This window comes from Shinella sumterensis, assembly GCF_004514425.2.
Lineage (GTDB): Bacteria > Pseudomonadota > Alphaproteobacteria > Rhizobiales > Rhizobiaceae > Shinella > Shinella sumterensis.
The window spans coordinates 134,057-148,632 of sequence record NZ_MYFN02000011.1 but is presented as its reverse complement, the minus strand read 5'-3'; the positions used below and the strand labels follow the sequence as shown (position 1 = coordinate 148,632).

The window sequence follows — 14,576 nt, the reverse complement described above, 5'->3', positions numbered from 1 at the left end:
TCTTCGCCGCCATAACGGGGGACCGGCGAAACCGATGGCATTGAAGACTTCCGCGTCGCGCAAGGGTGTCGCCGGCCGCACGAATGGCGCGGACGGTCTCGACACCATTCCCCTGCGCTATGGCGACGACCCCTACGTCTGGGCCTGCTGGCTCTATTACGAAGACGGCATGACGCAGGGCGAGATCGCCGAGGCGATGGGCGTGTCGCGCGCGACCGTGAACAGCTACCTCGCCGAGGCCCGCGAAAAGGGCATCGTCAACATTTCCATCGAGCCCGCGCGTCTCGCCTCACTCACCATCGCGCAGGAACTGAAACGCCATTTCGGTCTGGCCGACTGCCTCGTCGTGCCCAATGACGACGATACGCGCCCGCTGATCGGCAGGCTCGGCGCGGCCGGTGCTCAGGCGCTTTCCAAGATGATCAAGTCCGGCGACACGCTCGCCGTCGCCTGGGGCCGCACGATCCTGTCGGTCGGCGAGCATTTGCAGACGGGCCCGTTGCAGGACGTGACCGTCGTGCAGGCGACCGGTGGCACGACCGCAAGCTTCGCCTACACGCCCGAACTTACTGCCGCCGCCGTTGCCCGCGCCATCTCCGCGCGCTGCGTCAACATTACCGCACCGGCCATCGTCGGCTCCGCGCAGATGCACGACATGCTTCTGGCCGAACCGCTGATCCGCGAACAGTTCGAAACGCTGGCGCGCGCCAACCGCGTCGTCTTCGGCATCGCATCGCTGCGTCCCAACTCGACCATCCACACCAGCGGTTTCTTCGAAACCGTGCCCTTGCAGCACTACCTCGCCAAAGGCGCCGCAGGCGTGTTGGCAGGCCGCTTCATCGATGAGCGCGGCCGCCCCGTCGCGGGCCCGCTGGACGACCGAACCATCGGCATCTCGCTCGACATGCTGCGCGACATTCCCACCCGTATCGCCATTGCCGGCGGTTTCGACAAGGTTCCCGCGCTGCTGGCTGCGCTGCGCGGCGGTTATGTCAACGTGCTGGTGACGGATGCGGCAACCGGCGCCGGCATCCTGCGCGCCGACGGCGTCACCAGCCTCGACGGAAAGCTCTCGCAGCGGCAGAGAAGCGTGCCGGTCGCCAACAGCTACCGCACCCATGTCAAGAAATTCCTCAACAATCCCAACGATGTCGTCGAGGAAATGCTGGACGGACTGATCGCCGCGCACAGGCCTTACATTGAGACCGTGGGCACATCCCGCCGGGCGCTCGTCGCGCGCAACGGCCCGCGTCCGGGAAAGGTCGGCCTCGTCATCGGCGGCGGCACGGGGCACGAGCCCTGCTTCGTCGGTTATGTCGGCAAGGGGCTGGCGGATGCGGTTGCGCTCGGCAATATCTTCTCCTCGCCGCCACCCGATCCGATCGTCAAATGCGCGGTCGCGGCTTCCGGCGGCGCGGGCGTGCTTTTCGTCTACGGCAACTATGCCGGCGACGTGATGAATTTCGAGATGGCCGCCGAGCTTGCGGAAGAACAGGGCATACCGATCCGCACGGTGCTGACGACCGACGACATCGCCTCGTCGCCCGTCGAGGACAAGGAGGGACGCCGCGGCGTGGCCGGCAATTTCTTCGTCTTCAAGATCGCCGGCGCGGCCTGCGACCGCGGCCTGACGCTCGACGAATGCGAGGCAATCACCCGCAAGGCGAACGACCGTACCTATACGGTGGGCGTGGCGCTCGAATCCTGCTCGATGCCGCAGACACGTCGGCACAATTTCGAGATCGGCCCTGACGACATGGAGCTCGGCATGGGAATCCATGGCGAGCCCGGCGTGTCGCGCGAGCGGCTGCGCACCGCCGACGAGATCGTCGATGCGATCATGGACAACATCTTCAAGGAGATGAAGGCGGAGGCGGGCGACAAGGTGGCGGTTCTCGTCAACTCCTTCGGCGCCACGCCGCTGATGGAGCTGTACATCCTTTATCGCCGGGTGGAGCAGCGGCTCGCCGCCAAGAATATCGAGATCGAGGCCAACTGGGTCGGGCACTACTGCACCTCGCTGGACATGGTGGGCGCCTCCATCTCGATCCTGCATCTCGACCGCCAGCTGACCGAGCTTTTGTACCATCCGTGCCGGACGGCGATCCTGACGATCGAGGGGCATGAAACGAACGGGGCGGCGCGCGGCTGAGGCCGTTTTGCCCAATGGGGAGGAAGACATGTCGGAAACTGCGGCGCGGACGCTCGCCCGGATGTTCGAACGGATGTCCGAGGTGATCGAGGCGGAGAAGGATCATCTCTCCGAACTCGACGGCGCCATCGGCGATGGCGACCACGGCATTACCATGTCCATCGGCTTCAAGGCGGTGACGACGGCGCTGGCCGGCATGAACCTCGAAACGGCCAGCCCCTCCGACGTGATGTCGACGGCAGCAAGCGGCTTTCTCGACGCCGTCGGCGCTTCCACCGGCCCGCTCTATGCAACCGGTTTCCGCCGCGCCGCACAGGCCCTTTCAGGCCGCGACACGCTCGACCTGCCAGCCTACCGCGACATGCTGACGGCCATTTCCGAGGGGATCCGCGACCGCGGCAAGGCGCAGCGCGGCGACAAGACCATGCTCGATGTCTGGCTGCCGGCCGCCGAAGCCGCGACGGTCGCGGTCGCCAACAACCTGTCGCGGCCGGCATTCTGGGAAGCCGTGAAGACCGCTGCGGAAAATGGCGCAGCCGCCACCGCAACGATGATCGCGACCAAGGGCCGCGCCGCGCGCCTGCGCGAGCGCTCGCTCGGCCATGCCGATCCCGGCGCAGTCTCCGCAGCAGCCCTCATCAAGGCAATGGCCAGCCTGCAACCCTGACGCGGCGAGCGCCGGGCCGGCGTAGCCCTCTCGCCGGCAGGTCAGGCACATCTCAGGTTTCCCGCATCGCCGCGAGAATGAGCGCGGCGGACGCAGCGCCCGCGTCGATATGCCCGAGCGACCGCGCGCCCAGTTTCGCCAAACGGCCCCTGCGGCTCTCGAATGTCACGGTCTCGTTCCTGCCGGACGAACGTCGTCCCCGGCGGCCACGTTGTTCCGTCCAAACGGCTCTACACGTTATGGTCGCCCGGCACCAGCTGCTTGGCGGCGGCAACGGTGCGGCCAAGCCAGGTATGTTCCATTTGCCGCGTGGCCTCCATGTCGTCGGACTGCGGCAGCCAATGTTCGAGGATGACGCTCATGTCGTCGGGGCAATGGGCGAGCGTTGCCAGGATTTCCTCGATTTCGGCCCTGCCCTCCGACAAGGGCGTGCCATGGATGCGGAAACCGACGCCATAGGGATCAGGCGTGATCTCGTAGTCCTTGAGATGCAGGTTGATCGTGTAGGGCGCCAGCATCCTTACCGTGGTCATCGGCCATTCGCCGGCGCAGATGGAATTGGCGACGTCGAGGCAGACGCCGAGCGCATCGTCGGCGACGGCATCGAGAAGCTTGACCATGCGCGGCGACGGATAGTTGAAGTGGTTTTCAATGGCGAAACGCAAACCGGCGCGCTTGCCGTCGGGCAAGAGGTCCCGGATTTGCGCAGCAAGCTCCGGCACGGGGATCTGCGCATCCTCGGCATCGAGCGCCACCCGCAGGATTTTCGAACCGATGCGCTCGCCGATGGGAATGTATCGGGCGAGTTCTTCCGCATCGAAGGACTGCGTGCCGAGTTCCAGCGCCATGCCATAGCTGTCAGCGCGTGCCCTGAGAGCAAGGTGTTCTTCCGCCGTCAGCCGGTCCAGCGGCAGGTTATCGGCATATTGCACGAGCGACAGGCCGTGCTGATGGGCGATCTCCAACACCTCCATCGCCGTCATCGGCTGCGCCGGATGCAGGTTCTTGATCCCGATCGACCAACGGAAGGCGTAGCTTCCCAATCCCAGTTTCATGCCTTCTTCCTCGGATGCAGGGCCGGCACGTCGAAACGCGCCGGCCGGCAGGATCAATGAATGAGCGAGCCGCCGTTCACATCGACTTCGGAGCCCGTGACATAGGCCGAGAGATCTGAGGCGAGGAACAGCGCGCAGCCCGCGACGTCGTCCGCCGTGCCGGCGCGGCCCATCGGGATGCCGAGCTTGATCTCTTCCAGCTTTTCCGGCGTCAGCATGCCGCCGGTGATGTCAGTGGCGATGAAGCCTGGGCAGATCGCATTGACGCGGACATTGTCCGGCGCCAGTTCACGCGCCATCGCCTTGGTCAGGCCCAGCACGCCTGCCTTGGCCGCGGAGTAGTGCGGACCGCCGAAAATGCCGCCGCCGCGCTGCGCGGAGACCGACGACAGGTTGACGATCTTGCCTTCCTTGCGTGAACGCATGTGCGGAATGACTGCCTGGCTGCAGTAAAGCGTGCCGCGCAGGTTCACGTCTAGGACAGCATCGTAGTTCTTCGGCGCGATGTCCATGATCTTCAGCGGCTGGGTGATGCCGGCATTGTTGACGAGGATATCAATCCGGCCCCACTTGGCGGCCAACGCGTCGATGACTTTCTTAACGCCTTCGAGATCGGTGACGTTACATGCCATGCCGATATGCTGCGGGCCGAGATCGGCGGCAGCCTCTTTCGCCGCCCCCTCGTCGAGGTCGAGGATCGCGACGGTCGCGCCGTGTTCGGCGAAGAGCTTCGCCGTCGCCTTGCCGAGACCGCGCTTGGATGCCGCGCCGGTGACGACGGCGAATTTGCCCTGAAGCAGAGCAGTGGCCATGAGGTTTCTCCCTGGGTAGCCGCGCCCGGCCTTCTGCCGGGGCGCAATTCGTTGAAATGAAGGTCAGAGCCAGCCGCGGATCTGCGTGATCATGGCGGCGGTCGAGATGCCGTAGCGATCATGCAGGGTCGGAAGCGCACCGGCATCGAGGAACTGGTCCGGGAGGCCGATCATGCGGAAGGCCGGTGTCACACCATGCGTCAGCAGCGTCGATGCGACCGCCTCGCCGAGACCGCCGACCTTCGTGTGGTTTTCCGCCGTGACGACGAGACGTCCACCCTTGCCGGCTTCCGCGAGGATCGTCTCGGTGTCCAGCGGCTTGATCGTCGGGCAATGCAGCACGGCGGCGGATATGCCCTGCGCTTCCAGTTCGACGGCCGCATCAAGCGCGCGCATCGTCATGAAGCCGGAAGCGATGACGAGCACGTCCTTGCCGTCTCGCAGTAGCTTGGCCTTGCCGAGCTCGAACTTGTAGTCCGGGCAATGCTGGCGGATGACGGACGGTACCTTGCCGCGCGGCAGGCGCATATAGACCGGCCCTTCATGCGCCGCAATGGCCGGAACCGCTTCCACCACATCGATGGCATCGCACGGATCGACGATCGTCAGATTGGGCAGGCCGCGGAAGATCGCGAGGTCTTCGGTCGCCTGGTGGCTAGGCCCGTAACCGGTCGTCAGGCCCGGCAGGGCGCAGACGATCTTGACCGGCAGATACTCCTCGGCGATGGCCATGGCGATAAAATCATAGGCGCGGCGCGAGGCGAAGACGGCATAGGTGGTGGCGAAGGGTATGAAGCCCTCACGCGCCATGCCGGCAGCGGCCGAAATCATCACCTGCTCGGCCATGCCCATCTGGTAGAACCGTTCGGGAAAAGCCTGGGCGAAGATATGGAGGTCGGTATATTTCGAAAGATCGGCGGTGAGGCCGACGATGCGGTCGTTCTTCTTCGCTTCCTCTACCAGGGCGTGGCCGAAGGGGGCGGAAACCGTCTCGTAGCCTTCGGCGGCCAGGGAGGCGATCATTGCCGACGTGCGTCCGCCTTCGCCGGGCTTCGGCGGCGTGCGGGCTTCCCATTTGCGGTGCGGGTCGTATTTATGCGTGGCGTTCATAGCGTGATCCTCCCTCATTCCGGCCGGTTCGCATCGAGAACGGCGAGCGCCTTCTGCCATTCGTCCGCCTCGACCCGCACGAAATGCGTGATTTCGCGCTGTTCGAGAAAAGGCACGCCCTTGCACATGATCGTGTCACAGATGATGACGCGGGGCTTGGCGTCCTTGAGGTCTCGCGCCGCATCGAAAGCCGCGACGAGCGCAGCGATGTCGTTGCCGTCCACACGCTGAACATGCCAGCCGAAGGACGCCCACTTGTCGCCGAGCGGCTCGGAGCACAGCATATCCGTCGACTTTCCGTCGGCCTGCTGGTCGTTGAAATCGACGATGCAGACGAGATTGTCCAGCTTGTGATGGGCCGCCGACATGGCGGCTTCCCAGGTGGAGCCCTCGCCGAGTTCGCCGTCGGACATCAGGTTATACACGAAGGCCGGGTTTTTCTTGGCTTTGAGGCCGAGCGCCATGCCGACACCGATGCCCAGTCCCTGGCCGAGCGATCCGCCGGTGATCTCCATGCCGGGCGTATAGGCTGCCATGCCGGACATCGGCAGGCGGCTGTCATCCATCCCGTAGGTCTCAAGTTCCTGTTCCGGCAGAATGCCGGCCTCGATCAGCGCCGAATAGAGCGCGATGGCGTAGTGGCCGATGGAAAGCAGAAATCGATCGCGGCCTTCCCATTCGGGTTCATCCGGCCGATAGGCGAGCGCGTGGAAATAGGAGACGGAGAGAACGTCGGCAATGCCGAGCGCCTGCCCGACATAGCCCTGGCCCTGCACCTCGCCCATGCGAAGGGCCTTGCGGCGGATTTCCCAAGCGCGGCGCGCAAGGCTCATGTTCGACAGCGTCGCCGCCGTGGCCTGGATGGTCATGGTTCCTCCCGTGTCGTCCGACGCAGTCACGGCGCCAACGACTGACACTACTGCCGCGGAAAAAAACGACCTTCAATTAAGTTATTCGAACAAGTTGTTTAGAAAAACTTAGATGACGCTTTCGTTCAGATGAGCGAGGTTCATGGAAGCGGGCGAGGAGGACGTTCCGCTGCATGATCCGGCTGATCGCCGCCGCCACTGTGACGGCAGATCAACAATCGCGGATCACGCAGTGTCGGAGGCTTCCCTTTCGCGTAGACAACCCACGCCCTAGGGAGGAGCGACATGAAATTTCGCCATCTATTGACCGCCGTTGCCTTTGCGTTGTGCGCCAGCACGGCCAATGCCCAGACGTTCCAGCTGTCTCACAATGCAGGCGCGGGCAATCCAAAGGATGCTGCCTCGCTGAAGTTCTCCGAGATCGTCAAGGAAAAGTCGGGCGGTCGCCTTCAGGTCGACGTCGGCGGTGCCGCACAGTTCGGCGACGACGCCGAGACCATCACCAACATGCGCCTCGGTACCATTGCGTTCTCGGCGAATTCTCAGGGCACCACCTCAGCCGTTGTGCCTGAGATCGCGCTACTGGGGCTGCCGTTCCTCTTCCAGAATCTCGAGCAGGCCGAAGCCGTGATGGACGGCCCTGTCGGCGACAAGATCGCGGCGGCGGCCGAAAAGCAGGGCCTGGTCGTGCTGGGTTGGTGGAACAACGGCATTCGCGAAGTGTCCAACTCCAAGAAGCCGATCGTGGCGCCGGATGACCTGAAGGGTATGAAGATCCGCACGCCGCCGGATCCGATGACCATCGACATCTTCGAAGCGCTTGGCGCGTCACCGACTCCCATGGCCTTCTCAGAGCTTTACATCGCGCTCCAGCAGGGCGTGGTTGACGGTCAGGAGAACCCGCTGATCAACATATATTCGTCGAAACTGCATGAAGTTCAGCCTTTCATCTCGATGACAAACCACAAGTACGAGGCGACCCCCTTTCTGGCGTCGAAGATCGTCTTTGACGGTCTCGCCGCCGAAGACCAGGAAATCGTCCGCGCGGCCGCGAAGGAAGCTGGAGAACTGAACCGAAAGATGGTGCGCGACCAGTCGACCGAACTGCGCACCACGCTTGAGGCCGCTAGCATCAAGTTCAACGAGGTCGATCCCGCACCGTTCGTCGCGGCCACGCAGCCGGTCTACGAAAAGTGGCGCGCCCAGTACCCGGAACTCGTCGACGAACTCATCGCAGCGGCCAAGGAAGCCGCCAAGTGATGACGGCGGCTCCTGTTCGGGCAACCGATGGCAAGGCGGGTTCTCCCGCCTTGCGCTTCGCGAATCTGGTCGGCGAGGTCCTCGACCGGATTGCGATCCTCATTGCCGTCTCCGCGGTCGTCGTCATCTTCCTTGCGCTGATGGCGGAAGTCGTCGTGCGCTATTTCACCTCTGCCGGCCTCGGCTGGCCGAACGAAGTGCCCAGCTTGCTCTTTCCGTGGCTCATCATGGGCGGCATCGTCGTGGGCGCGCAGCGCGGAGCCCATATCGCGGCCGAAGCACTGCGCTCCATGCTTGACGCGGCGAAGCTGCGCCTTCTGCTGATGGGCATCAATCTGCTCGTGGCCATTTCGTTCGCCTATCTCGCCTGGCTTTCGCTGCAGGTCATCCAGATCACGAGGGTCCAGGTCTTCCCCATGACCGGATTTGGTCAGGCCTGGGCGTACAGTTCTCTTCTCTTCGGTTTCGGCGGCATCGCGCTGGCAGCCGGCGTCAATCTCATTCGGGTGGCCTATGCAGCGGATCCGCGCCTCGTCCACCAGACGGAAACGGAGCATATGACATGACCGCCGTCATGACCGGCATTTTCGCCGTCCTTCTGGCCCTGTCCGTGCCCGTCGGCTATGCGCTGATCATCGCCGCCGGTACGGCCATTCTCTTCCATGGCGGAACGCCCACGGTGCTCGCCGTCGTCAAGCTGTTCCAGCCGACCCAGAGCTTCCCGCTGCTGGCCATTCCCTTCTTCATCCTGTCCGGCTCGCTGATGATGTCGGGCACGCTCGGCCAGAAGCTCGTGCAATTCGCCGCCGCCCTCGTCGGCCGCTTTCATGGCGGCATGGGCCAGGTCACCGTCGTGGGGTCCACCATCTTTGGCGGCGTCTCCGGGTCCGCTGTGGCGGAAGCTTCCGCCCTCGGCTCCATGCTCATCCCGTGGCAGAAGCGCGAAGGTTATCCGGCCGGCTTTGCCGCCGCCGTCACAGCCTCGTCCTCGACGATCGCGGGCCTCATTCCGCCGTCGATCCCGCTCATCCTCTATTCCACCGTCTCCAACGCCTCCATCGCGGCACTGTTCTCCGCTGCCGTCCTGCCCGGCCTGATGCTCGCCGCCGGCATGATGGTGGTCTGCTACCTGTCCGGCCGTATCCGTAATTTTCCACGGCTTACCGACCAGACACATTTGCGCTCCATTGGCAAATCGATCCTTTCTGCCCTGCCCGCGCTCCTGATGCCGTTCTTCATCGTCGTGCTGCTGCGCGCCGGCATCGCCACGCCGACCGAGGTCAGCGTCATCGCGGTGTTCTATGCACTGGTCGTCAGCGTCATCGTCTACCGCGACCTGACCTGGGCGCGCCTGCACGAGGCACTGGTGGGAACCGTGATTACCACCGGCATCGTCATGCTGGTCATCACCGCCTCCAGCCTGGTCGGACACGTGCTCATCACCGAGCGGGTTCCCACCATCGTGGCGCAGTGGGCGCAGGACACGCTGGTCAATGCCATTCTGATCATCCTCATGATGAACATCATCATGCTGGTGGTCGGCATGTTCCTCGACCTGCCTGCAGCGATCCTGTTGCTGGGGCCGACCTTCGTGGCCATCGGACACGCCATCGGCATGGATCCGATCCAGCTCGGCGTGATGGTATGCATCAACCTGTCGATCGGCCTCTTCACTCCGCCCATCGGCACCACGCTGTTCATCGGCGCGGCCATAGCACGCGTTCCGATCGGCGCTGTCGTCAAGGAGCTCTGGCCTTTCTATCTGGTCGCGTTCATCGTGCTGATATTGATGTCATACGTTCCAGCACTCACAATCTATTGAGGATAGCATGAGCAAGACCATCGCCTTTGTCGGGCTAGGCTCCATGGGCCTGCCCATGGCCACCAACCTGGTCAAGGCCGGGTACTCTGTCCATGGCTTTGATACGCGACCGCAGGCCATGGACGCGCTCGCAGCGGCCGGCGGGATGCGCCCCGAAAGCCTCGCATCGGCCTGCCAGCACGCCGATGCGCTGATTCTGATGGTGGTCAATGCCGCGCAGGCGCGGACCGTGCTGATCGAGGCCGGGGCGCTCGCCGCACTTCCCGCGGGCGCGCATGTCTGTCTGATGGCGACCTGCCCGCCGGACGAGGTCACGGCACTGGAAAAAGAGATCCGGGCAAGCGGCAAGCGGCTTGTCGACTGCCCGGTCTCCGGCGGTGTCGTCGGCGCGAAGGCGGCGACGCTGACCATCATGGTGGGTGCGCCGCAGGACGACTTCGACGCCACCGCTCCGATCCTTCGCGCCATGGGCGACAAGCTCTACCATTGCGGCCCGAAGGTCGGGCAGGGTGCGGTGGTCAAGGCAATCAACCAGCTTCTCTGCGGCGTACACCTCGCCGCGGCCGGGGAAGCGCTGGCGCTGGGCGAAAAGGCTGGCGTCGACGTCGCCACGCTCCTGGAGATCGTCTCCGGCTCGGCGGCCTCAAGCTGGATGCTGAAGGACCGCGGCCCGCGCATGCTGATGGAAGCCCCGCCCGTAACGAGCGCGGTCGATATCTTCGTCAAGGATCTCGGCATCGCGCTTTCCGCCGGGCGTTCGGCCGGCATGGGGCTGCCGCTTGCCGCCGCCGCTCACCAGATGTTCCTTGCCGAAAGCGGCAGCGGCAATGGTCTTGCCGATGACAGCAAGGTCATCGCCGCCTATCGCCGTCTCAACGGCGTCTCTTGACATCCACGGCACGCCGCAGCCCATTGGCGGGCGACGCGCCGGATTGAACCCGGCGCGTCGCATATCATGCGGAGACCGGCGTGGCCATCAATCCCAATCTGAATTCACTTGCCTATTTCGAGGCCGTCGCCCGCACGGGGCGCGTGTCACTGGCCGCTGCCGAACTCGGTGTGTCCGCCGCCGCCGTCAGCCAGCAGCTCAAGCAGCTCGAGGAGCAATGGGGTGTGCGCCTGTTTCGCCGCAAGGACCGGCGCCTGAGCCTGACGCTCGACGGCGAGACGCTTTTCCAGGCGACGACCAATGCATTCCGCATGATCCGGGGCGCCCGGGCCGTGGTCCTGCGCCAGCGCAACAACCGGCAGCTGACGGTGCGTTCCAGCCCCAGCTTTGCCGTCCGCTGGCTGACGCCGCGCCTCAAGCATTTCCTCGACGCCAATCCCGACTGGGGTATTCGCGTCGATGCCACGCCCGATTTCTCCGACTTCGAAACGGAGGCGATCGATCTCGACATGCGATACGGCGCAGGCGCCTGGGAGGGCCTGCATACCGAGTGCATCATCAACGATTTCTTCCTGCCGATGTGCAGCCCGGCCTATCGCGAGCGGCTGGCGGCCGACGATACGGATCCGGCCGGTCTTCTCGCCCATGCACGGCTGATCCATTCGGTGAAGACGCTCTATCAATGGGACGCCTGGCTGCTGGTGCATGGCATCGACCCGCCGATGGAGCAGGCACCGCTGCGCTTCGACCGGTCTTCAATGGCCATCCAGCTTGCCCGCGACGGCGCGGGCGTGGTGCTCGATTCCGCCACCCTCGCCCAGGGAGATCTCGAGCGCGGCACGCTCGTCCCGCTCTCGACCGCCTTCGATGTCGTGGAGTTTCCCGCCTACTGGATCGCCTGCCCGCCCCGCCACGTCAACAGGCGCAATGTGCGGCTGTTCTCCGACTGGATCCGTGAGCAGGGCCGGAGCTTCGATCACCAGGCGCGCGGCCTTCTCGAAGGGCTCGGCTGCCGGATCCGCTTCGCCAGCGATGGCGAGCCCGTCCTGCGCTAGCATTTCCGGCCGCGCCCGGGGGGACGCGGCCGACAGACATCCATCCTCAATAGATGGTCAGGGCCGGGACGTAGGAAATGAGGCCAAGGGCAAGGGCTGCAACAAGGTAGAAGGGCCAGAGTTCGCGCACGACGGCGCCGATGGGGACGCGTGCTATGGCCGCGCCGATGAACAGCGTGGTGCCGATGGGCGGAGTGAATAGGCCGATCGACAGGTTGATGCAGATCATTATACCGAGCTGGATCGGATCCAGGCCGATCGTCTGGCCGATGGCCACGAAGGTCGGGCCCAGCAGCAGAATCGCTGCAGGCAGGTCGAGGAACATGCCCACCACCAGCATGATGATGTTCATCATGAGGATGATCAGGATCATCGTGCCCAGCGTCTGCTGCGCCCATTGTGCCACGATGGTGGGAACTCGCTCCGTGATCAGCACGTGGCCGACGAGGCTGGAAGCGGTGATGACCAGCATGACGATGCCTGTCGTAACGACGGTCCCGATCAGCGCGGCGTAGATGCTCTTGAGGGTCAGGTCACGGTAGACGACGGCGCTGACGACGAGTGCATAGAACACCGCGATGACGCTGACCTCGGTCGGCGTCGCGATGCCGGCGCGCAGAAGAAGCACGATGAAGAGTGGCATGGCGAGCGCGGGCAGAGCCGAGACGAACAGCCTGCCGAAGGGCGGGAACTGCGAGCGGTCGGTGAGCCGCGGAAAATTACGGATACGGCCGGACAGGTAGCAGACCAGCATCATCCCGGCGGCGAGCATCAGGCCGGGCAGGATGCCTGCGGTGAACAGGGCCGCAATCGAGACATTGGCGACCGTCGAATAGAGAATGAGCGGGATCGACGGCGGGATGAGGCCGGCGATCGTGGCCGAGGATGCGGTCACAGCGGCGGCAAAGCCGGCCGGATAGCCTTCACGTTTCTGCCATGGGATGAGCATGGAGCCGAGGGCGGAGGCTTCCGCCACTGCCGAGCCGGAAACGCCGCCAAAGATGGTGGAGCCGACGACGGTGACCTGTCCCATGCCGCCATGGAAGCGACCGACGAGGGCGGCGGCGAGCTGGACGAGCTTCTGGCCGAGCGTGCCGGACATCATCAGCGAGCCGGCAAGGATGAAGAAAGGAATGGCCAGCAGCGGGAAGCTCTGGGTCGGCTGAAACAGCTTGACGACGGCAAGCACCGTGGGCGTTCCACCATGCCACAGGATGGCGCCGCCCGAGGCGATGATGAGGGCGTATCCGACCGGCATGGAAAGCGCCAGCAGGACCGCGAAAACGGCGAGCATGATCGCAGTCATGGCGCGTGCTCCGGATCGGTTTGGTTCAGGGACTGCGGGTCCTGCGCAAAGGCGACCCGCACGATGTTGACGAGCGAGGCGAGCGCGATACCGCCGAAGCCGAAGAGCAGGGCCGAATAGGCCCAGGCCTGTCCCAGCCCGGTCATCGGGAAGACCTGCGCCTTGGTGATGGCGATGACCTGCAGCGAAAGCCACGCGAGATAGCAGAACGCGACGGCGATCATCGCATGCAACAGCATGAGGAGCTTGCGCAGCTGTTCGGTGCTGAGGAAGCTGCGGACGGCTTCGGCGGCGATATGGCTGCCGCGCTGCGCGCCGATGACGATACCGCCCATGATGAGCCATGGGAAGAGCAGGTTGGGCACCTCGTTGGGCCAGCCGAGGCCCGCGGAGGTGAAGTAGCGCACGACAACCTCGGCCATCAGCGCCAGGAAGATGACGACGATGGAGCCGACGGAAATCGCGATGGCGAGGTAGTCGATGACGAGGCCAGCCATGTTGGAGACGCGCAAGGCGGACGGACCCGCCTTGACGTCATAGAGGGGGGAGTTGGCCAGCCCCATTATTGCGCCGCCGCCTGCCTTGCCGCCGCGACCAGCTCGTCGACAAGTTCCGGATATTGCGCACGCCACTTCTCGTAGACCGGCTGTGTCGCGGAAATGAACGGTGCAGGGTCCACATCGTTGAACGTCACGCCTGCCTCCTTCAGCTTGGCATAAAGTTCCTCGCTCTGCTCGCGAACCATCTTGCGGTTCAGCTCGCCTGCCTCGACGGCGGCCTTGCGAATGATGTCCTGATCCTCAGGCGAAAGCGAATCGAAGACGATCTTCGAAGCGAGGAACGGCGTGGATTCGAATTTGTGGTTGGTGCGGCTGATATAGGGCTGAACCTCGTAGAGCTTCGAGGAGTAGATGTTGATCAGCGGGTTTTCCTGACCGTCGACCACCTTCTGCTGGAGCGCGATGTAGAGTTCGGAGAAGGCCATGGGGGTGGGCGACGCGCCGAGCGCCTCGAAGATGTCGATGGTCATCGGATCCGGCGGCGTGCGGATCTTCAGACCGGCGAGATCGCCCGGAGCCAGGATGGGCTTGCTGGAGTTCGACGTTTCGCGAATGCCGTTGTTCCACCACGCTAGAACCAGGATGCCCTGCTTTTCGGCCGCCGCGGCGATCTTGTCGCCGACCGGGCCATCCATCACGGTTTCGGCCTGCTCGAGGCTCTGGAACAGGAAGGGCAGACCGAGAAGCCCGATCTCGGGAACCGCGCCCGACGTCGCACCCTGCGCGTTCGCCGAGAATGCGATGGTCCCCAGGCGGATGTTGGTGATGCTCTCTGCGTCGTCACCAAACTGCGAACTGGTACCGACATCGACGGTTATGCGCCCGTCGGTGCGCTCCTTGACGAGTTCCGCGAACTTGAGGGACGCGGTATCCTTGGGATTGCCCACGGCCGCACTGTGCGAGATCTGAAACTGCTGGGCGGCTGCGGAACTGGCGCACAATGAAACGACCAGAGCAGTGACGAGATTGCGAACTTTCATGACTATCCTCCACTTGTTGTCACGAACCGATAGATGGTG

General features: G+C 64.2%; 14 protein-coding genes and 1 pseudogene. 7 read left to right on the top strand and 8 right to left on the bottom strand.

Annotation, left to right across the window (positions count from 1 at the left end):
- Positions 1-34 precede the first annotated feature (34 nt).
- Together B5M41_RS19455 and dhaL are read left to right on the top strand one after the other, a co-directional pair.
- Positions 35-2,152: a bifunctional sugar-binding transcriptional regulator/dihydroxyacetone kinase subunit DhaK gene (locus tag B5M41_RS19455; protein WP_134650186.1), complete on the top strand. Its 2,118-nt coding sequence runs from the start codon at positions 35-37 to the stop codon at positions 2,150-2,152.
- Between the two features lie 28 nt (positions 2,153-2,180).
- The gene (dhaL, locus tag B5M41_RS19450; protein ID WP_134650185.1) at positions 2,181-2,819 is read left to right on the top strand and encodes a dihydroxyacetone kinase subunit DhaL; all 639 of its coding nucleotides are present in this window, start codon (positions 2,181-2,183) and stop codon (positions 2,817-2,819) included.
- 52 nt (positions 2,820-2,871) lie between these two features.
- Here dhaL and B5M41_RS27170 read toward each other — a convergent pair.
- From B5M41_RS27170 to B5M41_RS19430, 5 genes and pseudogenes are all read right to left on the bottom strand, one after another.
- Positions 2,872-2,973: pseudogene (locus B5M41_RS27170) on the bottom strand (dihydroxyacetone kinase subunit L); the annotation flags it as partial.
- Positions 2,974-3,049: 76 nt separating this feature from the next.
- A complete protein-coding gene (locus B5M41_RS19445) occupies positions 3,050-3,874 on the bottom strand; it encodes a sugar phosphate isomerase/epimerase family protein (protein WP_134650183.1) in 825 nt (274 codons plus the stop codon).
- 53 nt (positions 3,875-3,927) lie between these two features.
- On the bottom strand, positions 3,928-4,686 hold the full coding sequence (locus B5M41_RS19440; RefSeq protein WP_134650182.1) for an SDR family NAD(P)-dependent oxidoreductase: 759 nt from the start codon (positions 4,684-4,686) through the stop codon (positions 3,928-3,930).
- Positions 4,687-4,749: 63 nt separating this feature from the next.
- Positions 4,750-5,796 (bottom strand): transketolase family protein, encoded by a 1,047-nt coding sequence (locus B5M41_RS19435; protein ID WP_134650181.1) that lies wholly within the window; start codon positions 5,794-5,796, stop codon positions 4,750-4,752.
- Positions 5,797-5,810: 14 nt separating this feature from the next.
- Positions 5,811-6,665: a transketolase gene (locus B5M41_RS19430; protein WP_134650180.1), complete on the bottom strand. Its 855-nt coding sequence runs from the start codon at positions 6,663-6,665 to the stop codon at positions 5,811-5,813.
- Positions 6,666-6,950: 285 nt separating this feature from the next.
- Between B5M41_RS19430 and B5M41_RS19425 the strand changes: the two genes are divergently transcribed.
- The 5 genes from B5M41_RS19425 to B5M41_RS19405 all read left to right on the top strand — a co-directional run bounded on the left by B5M41_RS19425 (position 6,951) and on the right by B5M41_RS19405 (position 11,691).
- Complete coding sequence (locus B5M41_RS19425; protein WP_134650179.1) at positions 6,951-7,925, top strand: TRAP transporter substrate-binding protein; 975 nt, start codon at positions 6,951-6,953, stop codon at positions 7,923-7,925.
- Entirely contained in the window at positions 7,925-8,491 is a 567-nt protein-coding gene (locus B5M41_RS19420) for a TRAP transporter small permease (protein WP_134650178.1), read from the top strand. The genes B5M41_RS19425 and B5M41_RS19420 overlap by 1 nt, the downstream gene beginning before the upstream one ends.
- Complete coding sequence (locus B5M41_RS19415; RefSeq protein WP_134650177.1) at positions 8,488-9,747, top strand: TRAP transporter large permease; 1,260 nt, start codon at positions 8,488-8,490, stop codon at positions 9,745-9,747. Before B5M41_RS19420 ends, B5M41_RS19415 begins: the two co-directional genes overlap by 4 nt.
- Before the next feature lie 7 nt (positions 9,748-9,754).
- Complete coding sequence (locus tag B5M41_RS19410; RefSeq protein ID WP_134650176.1) at positions 9,755-10,636, top strand: NAD(P)-dependent oxidoreductase; 882 nt, start codon at positions 9,755-9,757, stop codon at positions 10,634-10,636.
- A gap of 80 nt (positions 10,637-10,716) precedes the next feature.
- A complete protein-coding gene (locus B5M41_RS19405) occupies positions 10,717-11,691 on the top strand; it encodes a LysR substrate-binding domain-containing protein (RefSeq protein ID WP_134650175.1) in 975 nt (324 codons plus the stop codon).
- Positions 11,692-11,737: 46 nt separating this feature from the next.
- Here B5M41_RS19405 and B5M41_RS19400 read toward each other — a convergent pair whose 3' ends face one another.
- The 3 genes from B5M41_RS19400 to B5M41_RS19390 are packed head-to-tail and all read right to left on the bottom strand — an operon-like array spanning position 11,738 to position 14,537.
- Positions 11,738-12,997 (bottom strand): TRAP transporter large permease, encoded by a 1,260-nt coding sequence (locus B5M41_RS19400; protein ID WP_134650174.1) that lies wholly within the window; start codon positions 12,995-12,997, stop codon positions 11,738-11,740.
- Positions 12,994-13,560, bottom strand: a complete 567-nt coding sequence (locus B5M41_RS19395) for a TRAP transporter small permease (protein WP_134650173.1) — start codon at positions 13,558-13,560, stop codon at positions 12,994-12,996. The genes B5M41_RS19400 and B5M41_RS19395 overlap by 4 nt, the downstream gene beginning before the upstream one ends.
- Positions 13,560-14,537: a TRAP transporter substrate-binding protein gene (locus B5M41_RS19390; protein ID WP_134650172.1), complete on the bottom strand. Its 978-nt coding sequence runs from the start codon at positions 14,535-14,537 to the stop codon at positions 13,560-13,562. Before B5M41_RS19390 ends, B5M41_RS19395 begins: the two co-directional genes overlap by 1 nt.
- Between the last annotated feature and the right edge of the window lie 39 nt (positions 14,538-14,576).

Bases quoted from the DNA above. Each gene is read 5' to 3' on its own strand.
- B5M41_RS19415 (WP_134650177.1), top strand. From the start codon at position 8,488: ATGACCGCCGTCATGACCGGCATTTTCGCCGTCCTTCTGGCCCTGTCC.
- B5M41_RS19425 (WP_134650179.1), top strand. From the start codon at position 6,951: ATGAAATTTCGCCATCTATTGACCGCCGTTGCCTTTGCGTTGTGCGCC.
- B5M41_RS19400 (WP_134650174.1), bottom strand. From the start codon at position 12,997: ATGACTGCGATCATGCTCGCCGTTTTCGCGGTCCTGCTGGCGCTTTCC.
- B5M41_RS19390 (WP_134650172.1), bottom strand. From the start codon at position 14,537: ATGAAAGTTCGCAATCTCGTCACTGCTCTGGTCGTTTCATTGTGCGCC.
- B5M41_RS19455 (WP_134650186.1), top strand. From the start codon at position 35: ATGGCATTGAAGACTTCCGCGTCGCGCAAGGGTGTCGCCGGCCGCACG.
- B5M41_RS19430 (WP_134650180.1), bottom strand. From the start codon at position 6,665: ATGACCATCCAGGCCACGGCGGCGACGCTGTCGAACATGAGCCTTGCG.
- dhaL (WP_134650185.1), top strand. From the start codon at position 2,181: ATGTCGGAAACTGCGGCGCGGACGCTCGCCCGGATGTTCGAACGGATG.
- B5M41_RS19440 (WP_134650182.1), bottom strand. From the start codon at position 4,686: ATGGCCACTGCTCTGCTTCAGGGCAAATTCGCCGTCGTCACCGGCGCG.
- B5M41_RS19395 (WP_134650173.1), bottom strand. From the start codon at position 13,560: ATGGGGCTGGCCAACTCCCCCCTCTATGACGTCAAGGCGGGTCCGTCC.
- B5M41_RS19445 (WP_134650183.1), bottom strand. From the start codon at position 3,874: ATGAAACTGGGATTGGGAAGCTACGCCTTCCGTTGGTCGATCGGGATC.
- B5M41_RS19410 (WP_134650176.1), top strand. From the start codon at position 9,755: ATGAGCAAGACCATCGCCTTTGTCGGGCTAGGCTCCATGGGCCTGCCC.
- B5M41_RS19420 (WP_134650178.1), top strand. From the start codon at position 7,925: ATGACGGCGGCTCCTGTTCGGGCAACCGATGGCAAGGCGGGTTCTCCC.
- B5M41_RS19435 (WP_134650181.1), bottom strand. From the start codon at position 5,796: ATGAACGCCACGCATAAATACGACCCGCACCGCAAATGGGAAGCCCGC.